The following is a 22,789-nucleotide window of genomic DNA, read 5'->3' as shown; positions in this document are numbered from 1 at the left end:
GCCTAGAAGCAGGGTTAGCTAGCTCTCACTTTACGTCAGCAGAGGTAGCGCAGTGGAAGATCTTTGATCAGCATGAAGTAGCAACCTAATGAAATGGATCCCCGGATCCGGTGGAAATGCTTCCTGCAGCGGAGATGCCACGCGGCGCTCAGATCAGGACTGTCTGTCAGAGGCGATACAGACTGCCAGCGCCGCTCGCCGGCGTCCCGTCAGTGCCTTCGTCCATCGGCAAGCCCTGCGACCAGCCTGCCGCCATGGCCTGGGCATCGCGCAATGGATCGGACGCCTTGGCGCGCTCATTGCGAAGACGGCAGGTTTCGGGGTCTTGTGCGAACAGGCCGCGCGCGAACAGTCTGCCCTGCTCCGCCAGCTTCGTGGTCTTGGGTCCGCGGCTTGCAGCAAAGCGCGGCAGTGCTTGATCCAGGGCGCCGTCGGCCGCTTCGAGGCACCGCGCCAGGTGCCAGGCGTCTTCCAACGCCTGACAGGCACCCTGGCCCGAGGTCGGCAGTGGCGCGTGCGCCGCATCGCCGACGAGCAGCACATTTGCTCGGCTCCACGTGTGCAACGGCTCGACGTCGTGCACGGCGATCCGTTGGATGGAGTGCGCCGGCGTGGCCTCGATAAGGCGGGTGACCGGCTCGGGCCATCCTGCAAACAGATCCATCACCTCCTTGCGCATCTCCGCTGCGGGCGTCGCCTCGGGCAATGGCCGCGCCTGCGCGGCGGCCCAGTACACCAGATCCGTCCGGATCGGCACGCAACCGAAACGATCGCCGGCCCCCCAGTAGTCGTGAATCGCCATGTCGCTCAGCAACGGGCCATTCCCCTGTGCAACGCCGATCCAGTTCACGAACCCTTGGTAGATGGGGGTGTTGTCTCCTGCGACGAACTTGCGCGCGACCGAGTCCATGCGGCCATCGGCACCAATGAGCAGATCTGGACGGATGCTCTTCCCGTTGTCGAACCGCGCCACGGCCTTGTCGCCGGTATCCAGATCAATCGCTATCGCCCGATGCCCGAACTCCACCTGGATGCCAGCGCGTGCCACGTGGTCCAGCAATACCCCCTGCAAATCCCGACGCAGGATGGTGTGGGTCGGGTAGCCCATGAGTTGGTCCAGCAACGTGATGTCCAGGCCTCCCAGCGAATTACCCGCTGCGTCTTTGCGGTGGACCGACAATGGCCGACCGCCCACCGCCCCGACATCCTCCAACAACCCGAGTTCCTGCAGCACAAAGCCCGCGTTGGGCCAAAGCGTCACGCCAGCGCCCATGGTGGCCGGCCCGTTCCGACGTTCATAGACGCGCACGGTGTGCCCCTGCTTGTGCAACGCGAGGGCCACGCTCAAGCCTGCGATGCCGCCACCCAGTATTCCGATCTCCATGCCGATGCATCCCGATTCAATTGGTCCAGGCGTGCCGTTACAGGGCAGCCGTTGGACGGGAGTGCATCTTGGCCCCCACCAATTGCGCACACTAGCATGCGAAAATGGCGGGCTTTCATACCTCAGGTGGGATAACGGTGCGCAACAAGCTCGACCTGAATGCAGTCCGCGTCTATGTGGCCGTCGTCGACGAGCAGAGCTTTTCCGGCGCGGGGCGCCTGCTGGCCCTGCCGTCGTCGAACGTCAGCCGTCACGTCGCGGCGCTGGAGCGCAGGCTGGGCGTGCGCTTGCTGGAACGCAGCACGCGCCATCTACGAATGACGGAAGCCGGCAGGCTCGTTTACGAACGCGCCAAACCGGTCCTCGACGCCTTGTTGTCCACGGAGGAGGAACTCGGCGCAGTACAAGGCGAATTGAAGGGGTCTCTCAGGATGTGCATGCCCAACGAAGCGCCCAGGCTGCTCGCGCCTATCCTCGCCGAATTCTGCAGCCTGCATCCAGGCATCGAGTTGGAATGCGACACGCGCCTGACCGGCCTGGAAGTGTTGCGCGAGGACATGGACCTCTCCATCGTCTTCCACCGCGGGCGTCAGGATGACAGTGCATTCATTACCCGCGAACTGGCGACGTTGCCCAGCATCGTGGTCGCGTCCCCCGCGCTATTGGCCCAAACCGGGACACCGCGCCACGTGCGCGACCTCAAGTCCTTGCCGTGCATCACCACCGTGAGCGCCCTGAAGGGGCAACCTTGGCAGTTTCTCGATCCTGCGGGCGAGATCGTGAAGGTGCCTGTGCGCAGCCGCTACCGCGTCAACAGTGGGGAGCTCGCGGTGGCGGGCGCGCGCCAGGGCCTTGGCTTCGCGATCGTTGCAGCCCACCCATGCCAGGACGATCTTGCCGCGGGCCGGTTGCAAGAAGTGCGATTGGATCTAAACCCTGCACCACTGCAATTGCTCGGCGCCTACAGTCACCGTCATTCGGTCACTGCGCGGGTTCGGGCGTTGCTGGAGTTCATCCAGATGCGGTTGCAGGGGTTCGGGGGCAAGTGAGCGTAAGACCCACTTAACAACGTCGCCTGGGAAAACATCACTAATTTCCGTTACGGATGCAACCCGCGTCCGGAAAGGAATAGCAGCTCCCTAATGCGGCACTAAGTCACGTCGCGAAACAGCGTCGACTGAGATGAGTGATGCCTATCCACCACTAGCCTTGTACGAATAAGTTGACGGTTCAAGCTTAAACAAAACCCCAGCAAGATCCGTTCTCATTGAAAGACGCTCCTTGCCGAGGCTTTCGCGCATGTCATCACAGAGGGTACGGAAGGCAAGGATCTCTTGCTCTTTCTCCAAAGTTCCACCTTGCAACCAGAATTTTGTAAGCTTTGGGCTACAGGAAGATCGGCCGTCAACAAGATGCGCGCCTTGGCGTCGTTGAGGTGAGCCAATTCTTCGACTTCATCCTTGGTGCGTCCTGCGCGACGCGCGGTGAATAGAAGTGAAGTCGACTTTAGGAAGTCCACGTAGGCGGTCATCCTGATCGCTGCTAGTTCATCTTGGCGTGCGCGCTTTGCGGCAAATATGTGACCTAATGCGACGCCCAAAAGCGCCGAGACGCCGGAAAGCGCTGCCACTAGAAACGCTGAACCTTGCATAGGCGAGTCATCCTGAATTTAGCCGCGTAGCGAAGCGGTACCAGTTGAGTGGTCGTTAGCCATAGCACACGCTACCGCAGTTCGTGCATTCGCTGCAGCGCTGGCGCGATTCCACCAGGCGCTGCAACTGAGCAACAGCCTTCAGCGACAGGACTCCGGCAACTTCTCCAGCAAGCCCGCCACCACCGGCGTCAGCCGGTTCGCGACCTCCGGCGGAATCGCGTCACCCGCCCCCTGCCCGCCCTCACTGCGTGCCTGCTCGCAGGCCTTGACGATCCGCAGGCGCATGCCGGACCAGAGCGCCCTGCACTGCCAACCGTCCCGGCCCAGCGGCAACACTGCGTAGGCGATGGACTGGCATTCCTGCGCGGCGCGGGTGCGCAGCGGTTGGCCGGCGTACTCGTGCGGCACGGTGTCCAGCGCCGGTTGGTAGTAGCTGTCGGGGAACGCGGCCGCGTAGCGTTCCGGGTCCAGTTGCAGCAGCAGGCCGGTCGCCGTGAGGTCGAGCGTGCGGCCGCAAGGTGCCGCGGCGGCGATGCGCTGGATCGCCTGGTAGATCGGATGATCCAGGTTGGGTTCGCGTGCCGTCACCTCGGACGTTGCGACCAGCACCGGCAGGCGTGCGCGGTTGGCCATCTTCGCCAGTTCGCCGGCATGGGCCGGTGCGCAGCGTTCGCGCACGCTGGCGGCAATCAGGAACGTGGCGTCGCGCGCGAATGCCGGATCGCTGTGCAGCAGTGTGGTGATGCGCTTGTCGGCTGTATCGTCGGACAATGGCGCGACATGAAATGCGGGCACAGTTGGCGTGTGGGCCGCCCTGGCCGCAGCAGCACGCGGTGTCGGTGCCGCGTGCCCGTGCGTGCGCAACGCCAACAGTACGCCGCCGGCAACGACGACCGCACAGGCGGAGATCGCGATCGCCAAACGCATCGGCGACTTCAGACGCATCGCCCCGCGCCCTCAGCCCTGCACCGGGGTGATCGTGGCGTCCTCTGCCTCGTAGGTGGCATTGGCGATAACGGCCTTGAAGTCGGCCAGATGCAGCCGCCCCTGCAGGTGGAAAGGGTCCCACAACTCGGGCAAGTCGATCGGGGTGCGCAGCACCACGTGCAGGATCTGGTTCGGTGGCGGCGGCGGCACGTGGATGCAGGCGCCATAGAACGGCACGAACAGCAGTTCGCTGACCTTGCCCTGGTCGTCGCTTTCCAGTGGCACCACGTAGCCGTCCAGAGCGAAGCGTTTGCCTTCCAGGCCCTTCACCACTTGCGACGAGCCGAACTGTGCGGCGCGCTGGGTGCCGGAATGGTCGATCGGCATGCCGTTGACCACGGATGGGCCATCGTCGACGGGCGCCGGCTGGTCCATCACCGCGGCGTCGCCGCGCCAGGCCGTGCTGATGCGCGGCGGCGGGCGTTGGTAGATATCGTTGGCCGGCGCCAGTTGTTCCCAGCGTTCGACCGTGTCCGGAACAGCGTCGGCGTCTGCGGTCGCGTGGGCGGGCGCATGCGCCGCAGCACGTGCTGGTGCCGACGTGGTGCCAGCCTGCCCGCCGTCGCCGTGGCAAGCCGCCAGCAGGCACAGCACCATTGCTAGTGGGATATGGCGCTCAGCCTTTTTCATAGGGATGCAGGCGCGCCTGCTCCATCGTGTAGGCGGTGCCGGCGAGTTCGCCGTGGAGGGTTTCGGCGCGCAGTTGGCCAGTCAGGTAGAACGGGCTGTACATGTCGGGCGGATCGATGGGCGTGTCCAGGCGCACATGCACGATCTGGTTCGGCGGCGGTGGCGGTACGTGGATGCAGGCGCCGTAGTACGGCACGAACAGGAACTCGCGCACGCGGCCGGCGTCGTCGTTGTCCAGCGGCACCACGTAGCCCGGCAGGCGTACCTTGCGCGCCAGTACTGCCGGCACGGTGTTGTAGGTACCGGTCTGCGGCATCGCCTGCTTGCCAGTGTGGTTGACTGGCGCTTCGTCGCTGTTTTCCAGCGCCTTCAATTCGGCCGGCGGCAGCATCGCGCTCCAGTCCAGTTCGCGATAGCCGTCGGCATCGGGCTCGCCCAGCGGTGGGTTGATCGCCGCGTCGTTGGCCGGCGCCGGTTGCGCGGCCGACGTCTGTAGCGCTTTTTTTGGGGCGGCGGGTTGCTGTCGGCCGCAACCGCACAGCACGGCGAGCGCCAGCAAGGAAAGGATCCAGCGCGTCATGCTCACAGCTCCGGCGACAGGCCATCGGCCAGGGTGCGGCGATAGGCCAGCAGCGCCGGCACGATGCCGGCGAGCACACCGGCCAGCAGCACGCAGCCGAGCCAGCCCCACTCCACCGCACTGGGCGCGACGCGGTTGATCGCCAGGCCGAAATGATCGAGCACCCAACCGCGCGCCAGCCAGCTGGCCGCCGTCACCACCGACAACGCCAGCGCGCACGACACCACGGTGACCAGGCCGGCTTCGAACAGCAGCAGCCAGGCGATGTCGCGTGGCCGTGCGCCGACCGCGCGCAGGATCGCCATCTCGCGCCGGCGCTCCTGCAGCGTGGCCACCAACAGCGCGACCATCGACACCAGGCCGAGCAGCACCACCAGCGAGGCAATCATGCGCAGCGCGCCTTCGGCGGTGCCCAACGTGCCCCAGAGCTGCTGCAGGGTGACGCCCGGCATGATCGCCAGCATCGCTTCCTTCGGGTACTCGTTGATCCGCCGCTGCACCGAGAAGGTGGCGATTCGGGTCTTCAGGCCGAGCATGAAGGCAGTGATGGTGTCGGGAGTCAGGTCCATCGCCCGCGCCTGCGCGGCGCTGACGTGCTGGCCCCGCAGACGCACGCCGGAGTGCCAGTCGATATGGATCGCCTCGATCGCCTGCAGCGACACCAGCACGCTGGAATCCACCGGCGTGCCGGTGCGATGCAGGATCCCGACGATCCGGAATGGCTTGTCGGCATGGGTGGCCAGGCTGATCCGGCCGGTGCCATGGGTCAGCACGATCTCGTCGCCGAGGTGGCATTCGAGCGCGGCGGCGACGTCGGCGCCGATCACCGCATCGTAGAGGTCGTCGAACGCCCTGCCTTGCGCGAACGCCAGCGGGTGCTTGGCGCCGTAGTGATAGTGTTCGAAGAATCCGGTGCTGGTGCCGACCACCCGGTAGCCGCGGTAGGAATCGCCCAGCGACAGCGGCACTGCCCACTTCACCTCGGGCATCGCGCTCAGGTCCTGGTAGCTCTTCCAGGAGACGTTGTTGGTGGCGTCGCCGATGTGGAACACCGAATACAGCAGCAGGTTCACCGGGCCCGAGCGCGCGCCGACGATCAGGTCGGTTCCCGAGACGGTGCTGGCGAAGCCTTCATGCGCCTGGGTGCGGATCCGCTCCACGCCCAGCAGCAGGGTCACGCTCAACGTGATCACCAACACCGTCAATGCCACGCCCAGGCGCCGGCTGCGCAGGCTGGCCAGCGCCAACTTCAACAGCGTCATCGCGCACCTCCTGCGCTGGCGCGGTTGAGCGTGGCCAGGTCGGCCTGGGCGTCGAACAGCGGTGCGATCGACGGATCGTGGCTGACCACGATCGAGCTGGTACCGCCCTGCCGGCACTCGGCGAACAGCAGGTGCAGGAAGGCTTGCGCCGCGACCGGATCGAGCGCGGAGGTGGGTTCGTCGGCGAGCAGCAGCGGCGGCCGCGCGATCAAGGCGCGCGCCGCGGCCACGCGTTGTTGCTGGCCGACGCTGAGGCGGGCGGCCGGGCGCGACCAAAGCGCCGCCACGTTCAGGCCCAGCGCGACCATCAGCCGCTCGATCTCCGCGTCCAGCGCGCGCGTGCCCGCGGCCAATCGGCCGCGGCGCGCCGAGAACTGCAGGCCCAGTGCGATGTTGTCGCGGGTGCTGAGGAACGGCAGCAGATTGAACTGCTGGAACACCACGCCGCAGTGGTCGGCGCGGAAGCGGTCGCGTGCGGCCTTGCGCAAGGTCGCCAGGTCCTGGCCGGCCACGCGAACGCGGCCGGCCGTGGGCTGCAGTACGCCGGCGATCAACGCCAGCAAGGTGCTCTTGCCCGAGCCGCTGGCGCCGCGCAGCAACACCTGTTGCCCACGCGGCAGTTCAAACGATGCGATGTCCAGCACCGGCGCGGTGGCGCCGGGATAGCCGAAGCGCACCTCGTTCAGTTCGACGACATGCGGCTGGTTCATTCCGGCAACTTCACCCGGGTCTGCCCGGCCACCACCTCGGTGCGGCCCTGGCCGGCCGCGGTGGCAACGTCCACCAGCACCGTGTGCAGCCCCGGGAAACGCTGCGGCAGCAACACCTGCAGGTGGTCGAGTCGCGCCGGCTGCGCGCAGTCGAACGCGTAGTGGGCGTGAAACTCGGCGTGGGTGTGGCCGGGTTCGTCCGGATCGGCCATCGCCACGTCGTAGCCCTCGGTGGTGACCTGCGCGCTGCGCAGCGAACAGGTCGCGGCGACCGGGAACTGCAACCAGCCGGCACTGCGCAGGGTGGCGACCGCGGCCGCCAGGCGCTGGCGTTCGCCCGCATCGCGTGCCGGATGTTCGAAGTCGAGGATGCCGATGCCGGGCGCACTGAGTTGCACGTCCACGGCAGTGCCATCGACCGCGACCTCCAGGTTGGCCTGGCCGTGCACGTGCGGGCCATGGTGGCGAACCGCTGCGGCGGCCGGCGAACTGGCGAAGAGACACAACAGGATCAGGGGAATGCCAGGTCGCATATGCAGCGCATCGGTTGAGTTACACTATAACATTAGTGAACAATCGAACGTGGGCGCAAGCCTGGCGCTGCAGTCAGTCAGCCGCGGTTCGCATCCGGCCATCGCCGCCTCGCTTCGCAGGCCGGGCCTGCGATGCGCGGCGCCGAACTTCAAGGAACCTCCATGTCGTCTTCCATCGTTCCCGACAGCTACACCGCCTGGCGCCACTGCATCGAGGTCGACTGCGGCCTGCGCCTGGAGCCTGCCTACATCGCGCAACGCATTGCCGCGCTGAACGATCTCACCGAACATCACACCCAGCAGTTCGTACGCTGCTGGGGCGAGCCGCATCGCCAGCAGGTGCTGCAGTGGTTCGCGCAGGCGCAGGCGGCATTCGCCGACGGTCGCGGCTGAGCCGTCGTCCTCGGCTGCCGCGGTGGTGGGATGTGGGGTGCAACGTCGGCGGCTGTCTGCTGCCGAAGGCCGCATCGCAAGTTCCGCTGGCCGCGGCGTGCTCGTACGGATGGGAGGCGATGTCCTGATCCCCTGCTCGCCCAAGGTCATCAGGCCAGTGGCGGCCGCTGCGACTGACGCGCACCGGCGGCATACCGAACCCTGGCGCGCTGTCGGCGCGCACAGCGCTGGCCTCCCCATCCGGATCTCGTTCGCTACACGCGCCTCTCTATGACAGGTACGCGACCGCCGCGGGCTGCCCAGCCACGGCTGCTGCCGGTAGCATGCACGCGCTCAGCCCTCCGGCATCCACTTTCCCAGCTTCCGCAAGGACCTCAACGTGCGTCTTTCTTCCCTCGCCAGTGCGCATCGCGCGCGTCGCCTCCTGTCCGCCACGCTGGCTTGCCTGCTGCTTTCGGCAGCGACCGGGCTTGAGGCCCGGCCGCAGGCGTCGCAGTTCCAGATCGTCGAAAGCGTGCCCGAGGCCAGCGTCTACGGCGAGCCTGGGGTGCCGCGCACCCAGCAGACCTGGCTGGCCATGATCAACGGCGCCAAGCAGCGCATCGACATCGCCGCGTTCTACATTTCCGAGAAGCCCGGCACCGGCCTGACCCCGGTGCTGGACGCGCTGGCCGCCCGCGCCCGCGCCGGCGTGGCGGTGCATCTGCTGGTCGACCACACCTTCCTGGCCAAGAACCCCGACAGCGTCGCCTGGTTGCGCAAGGTACCGGGCATCACCGTGCGGGTGCTGCCGGTCGATACGCTGACCGGCGGCGTGCTGCACGCCAAGTACATGATCGTCGACGACGCCAGCGTGTTCGTCGGCAGCCAGAACTGGGACTGGCGGGCGCTGGAGCAGATCCACGAGATCGGCGCGCGCATCGACGATGCGCGGTTCGCCAAGACCTTCGCGGCCAGTTTCGATTACAGCTGGCGCCTGGCCGACGAAGGCGATCTGGCCAAGGCGCAGGTGCGCGGCGTGCAGCCGCCGGACTTCGCGCCGGTCACCGCCACCGATCCGGTGCTGCTCGATGCCGGCAGCGACGCGCCACTGATCGCCTTCCCCGCCTTCAGCCCGCCAGCGCTGCAGCCGGCCTGGGTCACCGCCGAGGAGCCGGCGCTGGTCGACATGATCCGCTCCAGCCAGCATGCGCTGCGCATCCAAGTGATGACGCTCTCGGCGATTCGTAGCTTCGGACCCAAGGGCTGGTGGGCGCCGGTCGACAGCGCCATCCGCGATGCTGCCGCGCGCGGCGTGCAGGTGCACATCATCGTCGCCGACTGGGCGCTGCGCGAACCGATGCAGGCGTATCTGAAAAGCCTGGCCGCGCTGCCGAACATCACGGTGAAGTTCAGCCGCCTGCCGCCGGCGCCGCAGGGTTTCATTCCGTATGCGCGGGTCGAGCATGCCAAGTATGCGGTGGCCGACGACCGCAGCAGCGTCATCGGCACCGGCAACTGGGAATGGAGCTACTTCAACACCGCGGTGGACGCCTCGGTGTTCGTCAAGGGCAAGGGGCCGGCCGAGACGCTGACGCGCATCTTCGACCGAGACTGGAACGGGTCCTATGTGACGACGCTGCAGCCTGGCCAGAACTACGAAGCGCCGCGTACCGAATAGGCTCCGCGTCCGTGCTGGCGGCATGCAGCCTTCAGGTTGGGTACTCCTGGGCCGATGCGCGCTTCATCGCGTATCGGACAGAGAACGTCGCTGAGATGGAATGCACCGTCGATACAAGGATGACTCTGCGACGATGCGCCGCAGCCATCCCCACGAGGCCTTAACCCGCGCTCCCTATCCTGGCGCCGCGCTGGAAGGCGACCGCTGCGCCAGGCCCTGCCGCTCGCGCCACGACGCATGCTCCAGCCCGCGTACGGACATCCAAAACAAGGAGACGCCATGAAGAAGCTGCACGCACTCGTGCTCGCAGGGAGCTTGCTGGGACTCGCCTCGCCGGCCTTCGCCGAGGTCGCCAATCTGACCAACAGCGCCGACGGCGCCAATCGCGACGCCGGCATCGCCGCGGTCAAGAAGAAGCTGCAGGAGGCCTGCACGTCGCGCAAGGGCACGCCGGACCCCGATTCGTTCGAGGTGGTGTTCGAGAAGACCAGCCAGAATCCGGACGTCCCCAAGCCGTACTACGTGGACGGAAAGATGAAGTGCGACATCCCGCAGGGCTGAACTGGATGTCAGGTGGACTCACACCGCACATGCGCCTGAATGCGCACAAGGCCCCGCTTGCGGGGCCTTGTTCTTCGGATGCGCCACGTACATCCGCTCCGTCACCTGCCGATGAATCCCGACGGCAGCTCCACCGACGGTCTGCACCGCAGGTAATTGCGATCGCGGTCCAGCGCCTGCTCCCAGCCGTTGCCCACTTTGCGGATCACGCGCCCCTCCGAACAGGAAACATCGGCGGCCCGCGCTTCGGCAGTGCCCAGCGCGGGAATGTCGAGTTGGATCTGCGACGGCCGTGGCCGGCCGAAGGTATGGGCCAGGCTGTCCTGCATGGAGAAGTCCACGTGTTCGCAATAGGCATGGGTCCAGGGACGCGGATCGTTTGCCAGCAGCTTGCGGCAATCCAGGCGTGGAATCGGGGCGACGTTACGCTGCGGATTCACACGCTCGACGCCCCGCCCGACCGCCGAGCGTGTTTGTGCGAATACGGTCGCCGAAACGGCGATGAGCAGCAGCCCTGCGGCTGCCCGTTGCATGACGTCCATGATCTCCCCCTGTGCGGAGAGCTTAGCGACGCTCAGTCCATGCCGCTTAGACAAAACCGCGCCTAGCACCCGTGGGCGCCTGCCGCAGTTGCAGGCCATAGCGGCAGGCCCCGCCAGGGCACCGCCGCGCTCGCTCAGGACGCGCGATCGGCCAACAGCAGTGGCGCCACGGTCGCGCGTTGCACCATCACGCACTGGTCGGCGATGGCGGACAGGCCGAGGCGGTGCGAGACCGCCACCAGGGCGGTGTGCGGCAAGCGGCGCCGCAGCGTGCCCAAGACTTGCTGCTCGGCGACGGCGTCGAGGGCGCTGGTGGCTTCGTCGAGCAAGGCCACGCGCGGTTGCCGCAGCAGCACCTGGGCCAGCAGCAGCCGCTGCAGTTCACCGCCGGACAGGCGTGCACCGACGCCATGCGCGGCGGTGTCCAGACCGGCACCGCCCTGCAGGCGCGCGGCCAGGCCGACATCCCGCAGCGCGTCCCACATCGCCGCCTCGCTCGCGGCGGGCGCCGCCCACGCCAGGCAGTGCCGCACGGTGTGCTGCCAGGGGCGCACGCCCTGGGCGACATAGGCCAAAGGCTGCAGCGCGGCGCGATAGCCGGCGAAGTCGAGCGTGCAGCCGTCGCAGTGGGCGGCGAACTGCGGGGGCGCGACCATGCCGGCCAAGGCGTCCATCAGGCTGCTTTTGCCGACTCCGGACGGGCCGCTGATCAACGTCAGGGTGCCCGGCGCCAGGAGCAGGTCGTTCAAGGCGACCGCGGCCAGTGGCGGTGCCAGCCCGATGCGTTCGATCTGGATCGGTGGCGGCGGTGCCAGCGCGGCCGCTGCAGCGGGCTGTGCCGCCGCCGGGGCCTGCAATGCGGGCGATGGCGTGCCAAGTGCGACGTAGCGCTGCCACAGGTCCAATGCCGGCGCGGCCGAGCGCAGTTGCTGCACGCTCTGCCGGGTCGAGACCAGGTATGGCAACAGCCGCCCCAGCAGCAGGCCGACGGTGATCAGCGCGCCGCGGTCGATGCCGTGCCAGACCCCGGCCAGCAGCATGATCGCGGCGATGGCCGCTACCGCCGCCAGTTCCAGCAGCAGGCGGCCGGAGGCGACCAGCGCCTGCTGCCGCGCATAGCCGTCGGCGAGCCGACCGGCGATCGCGTCGTAGGCTTCCTGCTCGCGCGCCTCGCGGGCGAACGAGCGCACGTGGCGCAGGCGCCGCGGGAAATCCTCGCTGAGCCAGAACAGCCGGGTCATGTCGGCGACGTACTGGCGGCTGACCCGGGCCTGCTCGTGGCCAGCGATGCGGAAGGCGAGCAGGCCCAGCGCCAGCAGCGGCGGCAGCGCCAGCACCAGGATGGGCGAGACCAGGAACGCGGCGGCCAGGCTCACCGCCGCGGTGATCGCCGCCACCAGCAGCTGCAGCAGCGCGCTGAAGCCCTGTACCACGATCTCGACGTTGTAGGTGAGCAGGTTGGCGATTTCCGCCGAACTGGCATCGGCCAGTGCCGGCAATGGCACCTGCAGCAAGCGCGCGTGCACGTGCCTGCGCAGACCCAGCGCGTGGCGGCTGGCCAGGTCCGCGGCCAGTCGCGTCCCCCACCAGCGCAGCAGCGCGAAGCCACTGCTGGCGGCGACGAACAGCAGGGTCTGCGCGAAGAAACTGGCCGGCAACGGCAATGCGCGGCCGGCCAGGGCCAGCACATGGCCGGGTTGCACCAGCGGCACCAATGCGACCGCGGCGAGCGCGCCGGCCAGCGCGCCGAGCAGCGACAGCAGCACGTACCCGGCGATGCGCAGGCGCTCGCCACGGCCGAGCACGGCGACGAAGGCGCGCAGCAAGTGCGATGCGGGGTCCGGACGCGCGCTCATCCGCTGGCGTCTGCGTGATGGGCGATCGATGCCGCGCCCAGCCGCCGCGCATGCGCGCCGGCATCATGCGTCGCCGGTTTCCTGGTGGCGCGCGGGGCCTCAAGCCAACAGCGTCTGCAGTGCATCGACCGAAGCCTCCGGATGCGCGCCGCGCTGCAGCTCGTACACGCCCAGCCGCTGCAACTGGCGCGCGAACAATGGCCAATGCGGCTGGCCAGCGGCATAGGGCTGGTCCGCGGCCAGGCGCGCGGCCACGTCCGCGTCGGCGACCGGCTGCAGCATCCGCTGTGGATCGGCCGCCAGGGTGGCCGAGACGAACACCGCCGCGACCAGGCGCAACGGTGCCTGGGCCAGGCGTCCGTCGCCGTGGCGGATGTCCACCTCGTGCTTGAGCGCACCGCTACGGCGGCGGATCAGCGGCGCCGCGGCGATCCAGGCGCGGGTCTGCGGATCGAGCAGACGCAACAGCTCCGGCCGCAGGTGCAGGAAGTTGCCGATGCCGGTGGCGAGCAGGTACTGCGGTGCGACGAACAGGGCGTCCTCGGCGAGGAACTCCAGCCCGCGCAGCAGACTGTGCAGGGCCAGCGTCGACTTGCCGGCGCCGCTGCCGCCGAGCAGCAGCACGCCGCGGCCATCGCGGCCGACGCAGGCGCCGTGCAGCGGCACCAGATGCATGCCGCGCGCGGCCAGGACGAACACCGCGAATTCGATCAGTTCGTAACGCACATGGTAGGCGTGAGCGAGCATGTCCTCGGACACCACCACCAGCGCCCTGCCCTGCTCGGGCACCAGCACCACGTAGTTGTGCGCATCGATCACCCCGCTCAGCACGCCGGCGCCGGAATGGGTCTGCACCGGCGGCGGCTCCACCGCCAGCGCGTAGGGTGCGTCGCCGCGGTCCACCAGGGTCAGCTCGATGCGGAACGAAGCGCTCTCCGGCAGGCGATGCGCCGGTACCGCGCCGAAGGCCGCTTCGACCAAGGCCAGCAGCGCCGGACTGTTGCTTTCGAAGTGGAAGCGGCCGCCGAGCAGTTGCTTGCTGAGCGTGTGCGGGCGCCGCAATCGGGTGTGGAACGGATCGCAGGCGCCGCCAGCAGCGACGACGGGCGTGGCGTGGTCGCTGGCCGCCGCGTCCAGGACACGCAGGGTCGATCGCGGCATCTGAGAAGAGTCGCTTGAGGGGATGCAGCGTGGGTGCGCCTGCCGCAGCCAAAGGTTGCGCCGGCGGCAACCACGCGGCGCGCAACCAAACGGCGCAGCCCCGGCACCTACCGCCACGGCCACCTGCGCGCGGCCATCGCTGCATGCGCCCTTCCCCCGCGGCGCCGAACGAGACCTTCCGCCGATGCTCAAGATCCAGGTCAGCCACTCCTACTTCCTGCGCTACGACTCCAAGCAATGGGAACGCGGAAAACCGTACCCGCCGCTGGCCACGCTGCAGGTGGCGGCGCTGCTGCGCCAGCACGGGCACCACGTGACGCTGTTCGACGCGATGCTGGCCGAGGGCGTGGAGGACTACAACGACGCCGTGCGCACACAGCAGCCGGACCTGGTGGTGGTCTACGAGGACAACTTCAACTTTCTCACCAAGATGTGCCTGAGCCGGATGCGCGAGGCCGCGTGCCGGATGATCGCCGAGGCGCGCGCCGGCGGTAGCCGCGTGATCGTCGCCGGCTCCGACGCATCGGACCATCCGGAGGCATTCCTTGCCGCCGGTGCCGACGCGGTGCTGATCGGCGAAGGCATCGCGGCCTTGCTGGAACTGGTGGCGCGCCTGCAGGCGGAGCCGGACATCGACCCGGCGCGCTGGGTGGCTGGCCTGGCCGAGGTGGCCAGCGCGGTGCTGCCGCAGCTCAAGCGCGCGCAGATCGGCGCGCGGCCGCCGGATCCGCGGCTGTCGGTGACGGCGGCCTGGGACTTGCTGGACATCGCACGTTACCGTGCGTTCTGGCAGCAGCGGCACGGCCATTTCAGCCTGAACATGGCCGCCTCGCGCGGCTGCCCGTTCCGCTGCAACTGGTGCGCCAAGCCGATCTGGGGCAATCACTACAAGCGCCGCGAGGCGCAGGACGTGGCCGCGGAGATGACCCAACTCAAGCGCAACGTCGCGCCCGATCATGTGTGGATGGCCGACGACATCTTCGGCTTCCACGTCGACTGGGTGGAGGAGTTCGCCGACGCGCTGGCCGCCGCCGATGGCGCGGTGCCCTTCACCATCCAGACCCGCGCCGACCTGTGCAGCGAGCGCATGACAGCGGCCCTGGCGCGGGCCGGTTGCCGCGAGGCCTGGATCGGCGCCGAGAGCGGCAGCCAGCGCATCCTCGACAAGATGACCAAGGGCACCGACGTGGAGGGTGTGATCGCCGCACGCCAGCGCTTGGGGGCGCAAGGGATTCGCGTCGGCTTCTTCCTGCAGCTGGGCTACCTGGACGAACAGCTGGAGGACATCCTCGCCACGCGCCGGCTGGTGGCGCAGGCGCGCCCGGACGACATCGGCGTCAGCGTGTCCTATCCGCTGCCCGGCACCGTGTTCTACCAGCAGGTCAAGGATCAGCTCGGGCGCAAGACGCATTGGCAGGACAGCGACGACCTGGCGATGATGTTTCGCGGCGCCTACGACTCGGCGTTCTACCGCCAGGTGCGCGACCTGCTGCACCGGCAGGTGGACCTGCAATGCCGCGAAGACGCGGCCCCGGCGCACGCGCAGGACTGGACAGTGCTGGACGCCGACTGGGCGGCGCTGATCGCGCGGGAGGCGCAGCATCGGACCGAGGCGCCGCCCGCGCAGGCGGAAAAAGTGCTCGGCGCTGGCGGCCGCCGCCGGATTCCGCTGGTGCAACGCGCATGACCGACGTGGCGACGCCATCGCATCCGGCCGTGGCGGCCGACCTGCCGACAGCCGCACCGGCGGCGGCGCCCGCGTCACTGCCGTTGCGGCGCATCGGCCGCGGCCTGCGCCTGGCCACCGAGACCCTGGCGCGCGAACTGGCGCGGCCCGGCGCGCCGATGCCGGCCTGGAACGGCCTGCACTGGCAACTGGCCGCGGCGGCGGCGGTGGCGCATGGCGTGGCGCCGTTGCTGAGCCGGCGCTCGCAGTGGCCGGACCGGCGGTGGCGCGCCTTCCTCGACGCACAGCGCGAGCACGTGGCGCAGCGCTACCAGCGCATCGCCGCACTGCTGCAGCGGATCGACGCCCTGGCGCAGACCGCCGGCCTGGCGATCGTGCCGCTGAAGGGTGCGGCGCTGCATGCGCAAGGCCTGTATCGGCCGGGCGACCGGCCAATGGCCGACATCGACCTGCTGGTGCGTCCGGAGGACGCCGAGCGCGCAGCGACGCTGCTCGGCGCACTGGGCTACGTGGCCGAGTTCGCGCAGTGGAAGCACCAGACCTTCCGCCCGGCAGATGCGAAGGCCGTGCCGGCGCTGGGCGAGCACCGCGATACGCCGATCAACATCGAACTGCATGTGCGCATCCAGGAGCGCCTGCCGCTGCGCACCGTCGACCTCGGCACGCAACTCCTGCCGCGCGACGGCAAGCCCGGCTTGCGTCCCTACCCGAGCAACGGCGCGCTGATGCGCCATCTGCTGCTGCACGCGGCCGGCGGGCTGTGCAGCCGCAGCCTGCGGCTGATGCACCTGCACGACCTGGCCCTGCTCGCCCCGCACATGCGTGCCAGCGACTGGCAGCTCGTGGCCGGAGCCGATGCCTGGTGGGCGTGGCCGCCGCTGCGGCTGATGTTGCGCTATTACCGCGCGGCGATTCCGCCGGCGGTCCTGAAGCAACTGCGTGCGCAATGTCCGCCGCTGCTGCGGCTGCGCGCACGCGGGCTGGACCTGACCGCGGCGTCGTGTTCGCAACTGTGGCTGCCGTCACTGCCGGGCATCGAATGGGCACGCTCTGGCCGCGAAGTGCTGGACTATCTGCGTCAGCGCCTGCAGCCCTCGGCGGAAAGCCGGCAGGAACGTGCCGAGATGATCCGCACCCAACTGTGGTTGCAGGGCCAGGACTGGGTGCGCCTGCCGCAGCGCCGCCGCGTGCTGCAGCGGCTGCTGCACCCGGTGCCGCGGATGGACACGCTGTACGCGGTGCGGACCGCGCTGCAAGGCTATGCGCCGTCGTCGGACTGACGCTCGCTGTCACCAGGGAGCGCGGTGAACCGCCGTTGTAGGCGCGGCTGCAGCCGCGCCACGCGTCACCGCTGATGGCTGTCGCGGCTGAAGCCGCTCCTACAAGACAAGTCGATACGACCGGATTCGTCGCGAACGCGCGTTGTCCTGACGCCGCGCTGCGCGTCAACCATTCCGCACTGCGCGTCGGCCATCGGCGTTGCGCGGTACGCACACACGCTGGTACAGCGCGGTGAAGCCGCGCACGCTGCAGTCGGCATCCTCGCGCACGGCCCGGCATTGCGCCGCCCAGGCCAGGCGCAGGCGCAGTTCGTCGTCGCTGAGCACCTGGCGCAGCGCATCGGCCAGCCCGGCCCAGTCGCCGACCGGTACCGCCAGCGCCGCCGATGGCGACCACTCCTGCAGATGACCGACCGAGGTCCCCACCGTCGGCACCCCGGCCACCGCCGCTTCCAGCAGCACCAGCGGCCCGGCTTCGTGCTGCGACGACAGCACCAGCAGATCCGCCGCCTCCACCAGCGGCCGCAGGTCGCGCTGGGTCTTGAAGCCGAGGAAGCGCACTCGCTCGCTCAGGCCCAGCGTGGCGGCCAGGCGCTGCATCGCACCGTCGAGCGTGTCCACGCCGACCAGATCGATGCGGAAGTCGACTCCGGCGCGGGCCAGCGCAGCGAGGGCGCGCAGCAGGGTCGGCTGGTCCTTGACCGGGTTGAGGCTTGCCACGTGCAGCAGCCGCGCCGGCCCGTCGCCGCGCGGACGCGGCGCGCGTGGCGGCCAGGCGCGCAGGTCCACGCCCAGCGGCACGCGTTCGGCGGCGATGCCCAGCGCCTGCAGGCTGTCGAGGATGGGCGCGCTGGCCGCGGTGACCGCGTCCGCCAGCCGCAACACCAGCGCCTCGCGCAGCCGTCCCGGCCATTTGCGCCGGCCGCCGTAACCGATCGCGGGCAGTGCGACCAGTTCGCCGCCGGCGATGTGCACCAGGCTCGGGCGCCGCAGCCAGCGCGCCGCCGCCACCGCGATCAGGCTGCAGTGGCCGGAGAACAGCGACTGCACCGCGTCGAACGGCGCGCGGCGGTGTTCGGCGCGGATCGCCGCGATCGCGCGCCAGCGCGTGCGCGCCGCGCCGATGTTGTGGATGCGCGCGCCCAGTAGCTCCCACTGCGCCGGCAGCGGTTCCTGGTGCAGCACGAACACGTGCAGGTCGTGCACGCGCGCCAGGCGCTCGATGAGGCTCAGGAAGGCCGGAATCACCCGGTACTCGCCGCTGCGGTCGACGCCGCCCGGCACCACAAGGGCCAGCTTCATGGCGCGCTCCGCGGCGCGGCGCCGAGCAGCTGCGCATAGGCCCGTGCCCAGCGCCGCCCCACCGCCGCGAACGACAACTGCGCATCGAAATGCGCGCGCACCAGCGCCCGCGATGGCCCGTCGCGTGATGACCGCAGTAGTGCAGCTGCCAGGCGTTCGGTGTCGCCGCAGGGCCACAGCGCCCCGACCCGGCCGCCATCGCTGAGCGCACGGAACGCCGGAATGTCGGTCAGCACCGGCACCGCGCCGCAGGCATAGGCTTCAAGCGCGGCGTAGCCGCAGCTCTCGGCCAGGCTGGCGGATACGAACAGGTCGGCCGCACGCATCATGGTCTGGATCTGCGCGTGCTCCACCCTGCCCAGCAGGTGCACGCGGCCGGCCAGGCGCGGATCGGCCCGGATGCGCTGCTGCACCATCGGCAGCAGTGGCGCAGTGCCGAACGCGCAGAACAGCTGCAGTCCGGGCAATTGCTCGCTGGCCCGGGCCACCCCTTCGAGCACGGTGAGCGGATCCTTGCCCTCGCTCAGATGGCCGACCCACAGCACGCAGGGCGCGCCGTGCAGTCCGCTGTCGCGGCGTGCCTGGTCGCGCTCGCCGGGAGTGAAACGACAACTGGATTCGGGAATGGCGAACAGGCGCGTGGACCCGGCGAACAACCCGGCACCGACGAAGCCGCGCGCCAGGTCCAGCGAAGTGAAGGCGATGCCGGCCGCCGCCGCGTACCAGCGCCGCCACTGCGGTCGCCGCCACCAGCGTGGCGGGCGATTGGCGTGGTCCTGCAGCAGGATCGGCCGCGACGGCTGCCAGCGCGCCAGCGTCGCCGCCTCGCGCGCGAACTGCAGGCCGTGCACGTGCACCACGTCGGCGTCGAGTTCGGCCAGCAACGCGGCGATGCGCCGCTGGTGGCGCCGGCGCCCGGCATCGGCACGGCGCAGGAAGTGATAGTCGACGCCGTTGCGCCGCAACTGCGCATCGACCGCGGCGCTCTGGATCACCGACACGCGGGTGCCGGCGCTGGCCACCGCCTCGGCGATATCGGCCAACGACGGCCACCGTGCGAATGCTTGGTCCGGCGTCACCCCGTCCGGCAGCGGCACGAAGTTGAGCTGCACGGCATGCACGGTACGGGCGACGGTGCCGGCCATGCTCAGATTCCGGACACCTGCGGCCGGTGCAGGCGCACCAGCCGGTTGGCCAGGTTCAGCTCCCACGGCCGGTCGTAGCGCCGGTAGCGGTAGCGCCAGGCGGCCAGCGCGCTGAGCCCGCGCTTGGCCCAGCCCGGCGAGCGCTGATCCTGCGCGGTGGGATAGCGGCAGCCGAGCACGGTGACGAAATCGCGGATGCGCTGGCGCAGCGCATCGGTGAGCCAGGGCGCATCGGCGTGGCAGGCGTAGTCCACCCACTGCGGCTGCGCCCATTCCTCCGGCGTACGCGGGAACTGCACCGGTACGCCGTCGCGATCGAGCAAGGGCATGCCCGCGCGGCGGCCGCGGTCCTTCTCGTGGCGGCTGCTCTCGGGCAGCGGGGTGTACACGTAGACGATGATTTCCGACTGCGGGTTGATCCGCTTCAGCTCGCGGATGAACTCGAAGGTCTGTTCGGTCTCGCGCTCGCTGTCCTGTGGTGGCGCGACCATGAACGACAGTTCGGGGATCACCCCGTTGCGCCGGCACAGCTCGGCCACTGCCAGGGTCTGGTCCGGCCGCGTGCCCTTGCGGATCTCCTTGAGCATCGCCCCGCTCGGCGACTCGGCGCCGATGTAGGCCATGCGCAGGCGGCTCTTGCGCACCAGCTTCCAGGTGCTCTCGGACAGGTTGAGCAGCGCGTCCGCGCGGGCATAGCACCACCACGGCAGTTCCAGCTTCGCCATCACCTCCAGCAGCGGGATCATGTCGGCTTCGCGGTCGAAGAAGTTGTGGTCGAAGAACTGGATCGAATCGGCGCCCAGGCCGTACTTCAGATACCCAAGCTCGCGTTCCAGGCGTGCCGCGGTCGGCAAGGCGGTGGCGCCGCCGAACATCGCCGCCACCCCGCAGAAGGTGCAGCGGAAGCGACAGCCCAGCGCGGCCTGGTGCGAGGCGGTGCGGCGGCCGAGGAAGGTGCGGCCGAGATAGCGGCGCGGCTCGCCGAGCTTCTCGTACGGCAGCGACGGCAGCGCGTCGCCGCGCTGGAAGGCGCGGTTGCGGTTGTGCACCACGGCGCCGTCCTGCTTCCAGGACAGCCCATCGACCTGCGCCAGCGTGGGTCCCTCGCCGCGCAAGGCGGCCAGCAGTTCCGGCAAGGTGGCCTCGCCCTGCGCGCGGATCGCGTAATCCACGTACGGCGCGGCCAGCGCGGTGTCCGGGTACAGCGTGGGGAAGTAGCCGCCCCAGACGATCGGCAGCGCCGGGAAGCGTGCGCGGATGGCCTGCGACAATGCGATCGACGGCGCCAGCTGCGGCCCGCCCATCACGCTGATGCCGACAGCGTCATAGTGCTGCTCCTGCAGCGCCTGCAGGCTGCGGTCGATGAAATCGCGCTCGACGTTGCCGTCGATGATGCGGCTGTCGCCGTGGTGATCCAGCGCCGCCGCCAGGTTCAGCAGCGACAGCGGGAAGCGGGCGCTGGACGGCTTGGTGATGGTGGGATTGACCAGCAGCGTGTTGGGTGTGGAGGACATGGCGGGCGAACGCAGGAGGGGTCACGGCAGGCGCCGCAGGCGCAGCACCAGGGCCACCGGCACCTGCAATGCAGCGGGATCGAAATGGGCGCCGGCGGGAATGTCCGCCGGGTCGAGCATCGGTTCGCTGACGGCGTCGATGGCCAGCCCGAGCGCGGCGCAGGCGGCATGCCAGTGGCTGTACAGATGCTGGGTATGGCGCACGGCGTAGCGCTGGCCGCCGGCCTTGAAGTCGCGGCGCCATCCCAGCGCCGGGCCGATCGGGTGCACGTCGCTGCACAGCACCCAGCCACCGGGCCGGGTGACGCGGCGCAGTTCCGCCAGGGCCGGCGGCAGCTGCGGCAGGTGTCCGAGCGCCAGCGCGCAGAGACTCAGGTCGACGCTGGCGTCGGCCAGCGGCAAGGCCTCCAGGCTGCCCTCGCGCAAGCTGCAGCGGCCGCCATCGACGTCGGCCAGCTCCTGCGCGGCGCGCGCCAGCATCTGCGGCGACAGGTCCACGCCGGTGACGTGGTCGGCGCCCCGCTGCAGCGCATGCAGCAGATAGCGGCCGCTGCCGCAGCCGGCATCGAGCACGTGCTGCCCGCGCACCGACGGCGGCAGCAAGGCCAGCATGGCGCGCTGTTCGGCCTGCATCACTGGGTTGTGCGCCTGCGCCGGGTAGCTGTCCGCCCACAGGGCGTAGGCGGCCAGCGGATCGAGGGTCGGGACCGCGCTCATGCCTGGCGCGCCTGCAGCAGGTCCGCCATGCGTGAACGCGGCGGCGCAGCTTGAAGTTCCAGGCCCGGCTCCAGCGCCAGCAGCGCCGGGTCGGCGAGCTCCGCGGCCAGCAGCTTGGGGAGCCCGTCCAGCGTCACCCGCACGGTGTCCACGCCGGCGGCGTCGAACCACGCGGCGAAATCGGGATCGGCGATCCGCGGCCGCCCGTCGCGCACCACCGCACGCAGTGCGCTGCGCGGCAGCCCGACCAGGCTCTTGGCTGGCGCGCCGCCACGATCAGCGACGATCAACAGATCGGCATGCGCGCCAGGCCCCAGATGGCCGCGATCCGGCAAGCGCAGGATGTCGGCCGCCGCGGTGGTGGCCAGGCGCAGGGCCTGGGTGGCGCCCAGGCCGTGGGCGGCGGCCAGGCGCAGGTCGTCGAGCAGGTCGCGGCCACCGCTGACGCGCGCATCGCTGCCCAGTGCCAGGCGCCTGGCGGCGTTCAGGCGCTGCGGGTCCAGGGTACGTCCGAGCAGGGTCAGGTTGCTGCTCGGGCACCACACCACGGCTGCGCCGCGGGCGAGCACGCGCGTGACGTCGTCCGCGCTCAGGCCGACGCCGTGGATCAGCACCGTGTTGCCGGCCAGGTAGCCGCGCCGCTCCAGCTCGGCAAGTTCGCCGGCGGCCACCGCGTCGGTGCCTTCGGCCAGGTGGATCATCCACGGCCAGCCGCATTCGGACGCCGCGGCGAAACTCTGCGCCAGCGGCGGGCCGTAATCGGGGCCCTGCAAGGTATAACTCCAGCCGAACTCGCGCAGCAGCGCCACCGGGAAGTCGGCCGCGTCCAGCGCCGCATGCCAGGGATCGTGGTGGGCGACGCAGGTCACCCCGCCCAGCAGGTTCTTCAGCCCCCCGTGACGCAGCCGCAGCGGCTTGGGCAGCGCCAGTGCGGCGGCGACCGCCGGGGTGCGGAAATGCGCGGCGAAGGCGTCGATCCAGGCGTAGCTGTTGGCGAATGGCGCGGTCTGAGGCAGCGGCGGCACCGCATTGACGTGCAGATGGTCGTGCGCGTTGATCAGGCCGGGCAGCACCACGTGCCCAGGCAAGGCGATGCGCAGCGCGGTCGGCGTGGCCGCCGCGGCGATGCGGCCGTCGCGCAGCGCCAGCGGCGCGTGCACCGCGCCGGCGGCATGCGCGACGCGCACACCGTCCAGGCAGACGTCGACGGGGGCGGCAGGCACGGCCATGC

The 22,789-nt window shown here is 69.6% G+C and carries 22 protein-coding genes; 6 read left to right on the top strand and 16 right to left on the bottom strand.

Going from position 1 to position 22,789, the window contains the following annotated elements; genetic code table 11:
• Window positions 1–166: 166 nt before the first annotated feature.
• Complete coding sequence (locus tag Q7W82_RS13435) at window positions 167–1,384, bottom strand: FAD-dependent oxidoreductase (RefSeq protein ID WP_242158837.1); 1,218 nt, start codon at window positions 1,382–1,384, stop codon at window positions 167–169.
• A gap of 137 nt (window positions 1,385–1,521) precedes the next feature.
• Here Q7W82_RS13435 and Q7W82_RS13430 point away from each other — a divergent pair, with 137 nt between their 5' ends.
• Window positions 1,522–2,433, top strand: a complete 912-nt coding sequence (locus Q7W82_RS13430; protein ID WP_242158829.1) for a LysR family transcriptional regulator — start codon at window positions 1,522–1,524, stop codon at window positions 2,431–2,433.
• A gap of 215 nt (window positions 2,434–2,648) precedes the next feature.
• Here Q7W82_RS13430 and Q7W82_RS13425 read toward each other — a convergent pair whose 3' ends face one another.
• From Q7W82_RS13425 to Q7W82_RS13395, 7 genes are all read right to left on the bottom strand, one after another.
• Window positions 2,649–3,035 carry a hypothetical protein gene (locus tag Q7W82_RS13425; protein ID WP_242158822.1) on the bottom strand — a complete coding sequence of 129 codons (387 nt, stop codon included), beginning with the start codon at window positions 3,033–3,035 and terminating at the stop codon, window positions 2,649–2,651.
• Window positions 3,036–3,176: 141 nt separating this feature from the next.
• Window positions 3,177–3,965 (bottom strand): hypothetical protein, encoded by a 789-nt coding sequence (locus Q7W82_RS13420; protein ID WP_353949485.1) that lies wholly within the window; start codon window positions 3,963–3,965, stop codon window positions 3,177–3,179.
• A gap of 30 nt (window positions 3,966–3,995) precedes the next feature.
• Complete coding sequence (locus tag Q7W82_RS13415; RefSeq protein WP_242158818.1) at window positions 3,996–4,655, bottom strand: DUF3299 domain-containing protein; 660 nt, start codon at window positions 4,653–4,655, stop codon at window positions 3,996–3,998.
• Window positions 4,642–5,235 carry a DUF3299 domain-containing protein gene (locus tag Q7W82_RS13410; RefSeq protein WP_242158816.1) on the bottom strand — a complete coding sequence of 198 codons (594 nt, stop codon included), beginning with the start codon at window positions 5,233–5,235 and terminating at the stop codon, window positions 4,642–4,644. The genes Q7W82_RS13415 and Q7W82_RS13410 overlap by 14 nt, the downstream gene beginning before the upstream one ends.
• Window positions 5,236–5,237: 2 nt before the next feature.
• Complete coding sequence (locus Q7W82_RS13405) at window positions 5,238–6,491, bottom strand: ABC transporter permease (protein ID WP_311195491.1); 1,254 nt, start codon at window positions 6,489–6,491, stop codon at window positions 5,238–5,240.
• A 2-nt stretch (window positions 6,492–6,493) separates the two neighbouring features.
• A complete protein-coding gene (locus Q7W82_RS13400; protein WP_242158811.1) occupies window positions 6,494–7,207 on the bottom strand; it encodes an ABC transporter ATP-binding protein in 714 nt (237 codons plus the stop codon).
• Window positions 7,204–7,740, bottom strand: coding sequence for a DUF2796 domain-containing protein (locus tag Q7W82_RS13395; RefSeq protein WP_242158809.1), 537 nt, complete (start codon window positions 7,738–7,740; stop codon window positions 7,204–7,206). The genes Q7W82_RS13400 and Q7W82_RS13395 overlap by 4 nt, the downstream gene beginning before the upstream one ends.
• 162 nt (window positions 7,741–7,902) lie before the next feature.
• Here Q7W82_RS13395 and Q7W82_RS13390 point away from each other — a divergent pair, with 162 nt between their 5' ends.
• The 3 genes from Q7W82_RS13390 (at window position 7,903) to Q7W82_RS13380 (ending at window position 10,354) form a co-directional block, all read left to right on the top strand.
• The gene (locus tag Q7W82_RS13390) at window positions 7,903–8,133 is read left to right on the top strand and encodes a hypothetical protein (RefSeq protein WP_242158807.1); all 231 of its coding nucleotides are present in this window, start codon (window positions 7,903–7,905) and stop codon (window positions 8,131–8,133) included.
• A gap of 379 nt (window positions 8,134–8,512) precedes the next feature.
• Window positions 8,513–9,793 (top strand): phospholipase D-like domain-containing protein, encoded by a 1,281-nt coding sequence (locus Q7W82_RS13385; RefSeq protein ID WP_242158805.1) that lies wholly within the window; start codon window positions 8,513–8,515, stop codon window positions 9,791–9,793.
• 279 nt (window positions 9,794–10,072) lie between these two features.
• Window positions 10,073–10,354: a hypothetical protein gene (locus Q7W82_RS13380; protein WP_242158803.1), complete on the top strand. Its 282-nt coding sequence runs from the start codon at window positions 10,073–10,075 to the stop codon at window positions 10,352–10,354.
• Between the two features lie 101 nt (window positions 10,355–10,455).
• Here the strand turns inward: Q7W82_RS13380 and Q7W82_RS13375 are convergent, their stop codons facing one another.
• From Q7W82_RS13375 to Q7W82_RS13365, 3 genes are all read right to left on the bottom strand, one after another.
• Window positions 10,456–10,896 (bottom strand): hypothetical protein, encoded by a 441-nt coding sequence (locus tag Q7W82_RS13375; RefSeq protein ID WP_242158800.1) that lies wholly within the window; start codon window positions 10,894–10,896, stop codon window positions 10,456–10,458.
• A 134-nt stretch (window positions 10,897–11,030) separates the two neighbouring features.
• The gene (locus Q7W82_RS13370) at window positions 11,031–12,752 is read right to left on the bottom strand and encodes an ABC transporter ATP-binding protein (RefSeq protein WP_242158797.1); all 1,722 of its coding nucleotides are present in this window, start codon (window positions 12,750–12,752) and stop codon (window positions 11,031–11,033) included.
• 99 nt (window positions 12,753–12,851) lie between these two features.
• A complete protein-coding gene (locus Q7W82_RS13365) occupies window positions 12,852–13,913 on the bottom strand; it encodes a serine kinase (RefSeq protein WP_242158790.1) in 1,062 nt (353 codons plus the stop codon).
• Window positions 13,914–14,097: 184 nt separating this feature from the next.
• Between Q7W82_RS13365 and Q7W82_RS13360 the strand changes: the two genes are divergently transcribed.
• The gene (locus Q7W82_RS13360; RefSeq protein ID WP_242158788.1) at window positions 14,098–15,600 is read left to right on the top strand and encodes a radical SAM protein; all 1,503 of its coding nucleotides are present in this window, start codon (window positions 14,098–14,100) and stop codon (window positions 15,598–15,600) included.
• Window positions 15,597–16,880: a nucleotidyltransferase family protein gene (locus tag Q7W82_RS13355; RefSeq protein WP_242158786.1), complete on the top strand. Its 1,284-nt coding sequence runs from the start codon at window positions 15,597–15,599 to the stop codon at window positions 16,878–16,880. The genes Q7W82_RS13360 and Q7W82_RS13355 overlap by 4 nt, the downstream gene beginning before the upstream one ends.
• A gap of 165 nt (window positions 16,881–17,045) precedes the next feature.
• Here Q7W82_RS13355 and Q7W82_RS13350 read toward each other — a convergent pair whose 3' ends face one another.
• Genes Q7W82_RS13350 through Q7W82_RS13330 form a run of 5 tightly spaced genes read right to left on the bottom strand, consistent with a single transcriptional unit; the run spans window position 17,046 to window position 22,787 of the window.
• Window positions 17,046–18,182: a glycosyltransferase family 4 protein gene (locus tag Q7W82_RS13350; protein WP_242158784.1), complete on the bottom strand. Its 1,137-nt coding sequence runs from the start codon at window positions 18,180–18,182 to the stop codon at window positions 17,046–17,048.
• Window positions 18,179–19,327 carry a glycosyltransferase family 4 protein gene (locus Q7W82_RS13345; protein ID WP_242158782.1) on the bottom strand — a complete coding sequence of 383 codons (1,149 nt, stop codon included), beginning with the start codon at window positions 19,325–19,327 and terminating at the stop codon, window positions 18,179–18,181. Before Q7W82_RS13345 ends, Q7W82_RS13350 begins: the two co-directional genes overlap by 4 nt.
• A gap of 2 nt (window positions 19,328–19,329) precedes the next feature.
• Complete coding sequence (locus tag Q7W82_RS13340; RefSeq protein WP_242158772.1) at window positions 19,330–20,841, bottom strand: radical SAM protein; 1,512 nt, start codon at window positions 20,839–20,841, stop codon at window positions 19,330–19,332.
• A gap of 21 nt (window positions 20,842–20,862) precedes the next feature.
• On the bottom strand, window positions 20,863–21,558 hold the full coding sequence (locus Q7W82_RS13335; RefSeq protein ID WP_242158770.1) for a class I SAM-dependent methyltransferase: 696 nt from the start codon (window positions 21,556–21,558) through the stop codon (window positions 20,863–20,865).
• Window positions 21,555–22,787, bottom strand: a complete 1,233-nt coding sequence (locus Q7W82_RS13330) for an amidohydrolase family protein (protein WP_242158768.1) — start codon at window positions 22,785–22,787, stop codon at window positions 21,555–21,557. Before Q7W82_RS13330 ends, Q7W82_RS13335 begins: the two co-directional genes overlap by 4 nt.
• Window positions 22,788–22,789: the final 2 nt, after the last annotated feature.

It is taken from the genome of Xanthomonas indica (assembly GCF_040529045.1).
In the GTDB taxonomy this organism is placed as follows: Bacteria; Pseudomonadota; Gammaproteobacteria; order Xanthomonadales; family Xanthomonadaceae; genus Xanthomonas_A; species Xanthomonas_A indica.
Note: the sequence above shows the minus strand (reverse complement) of the source record. Positions and strands in the feature narration are given on the sequence as shown.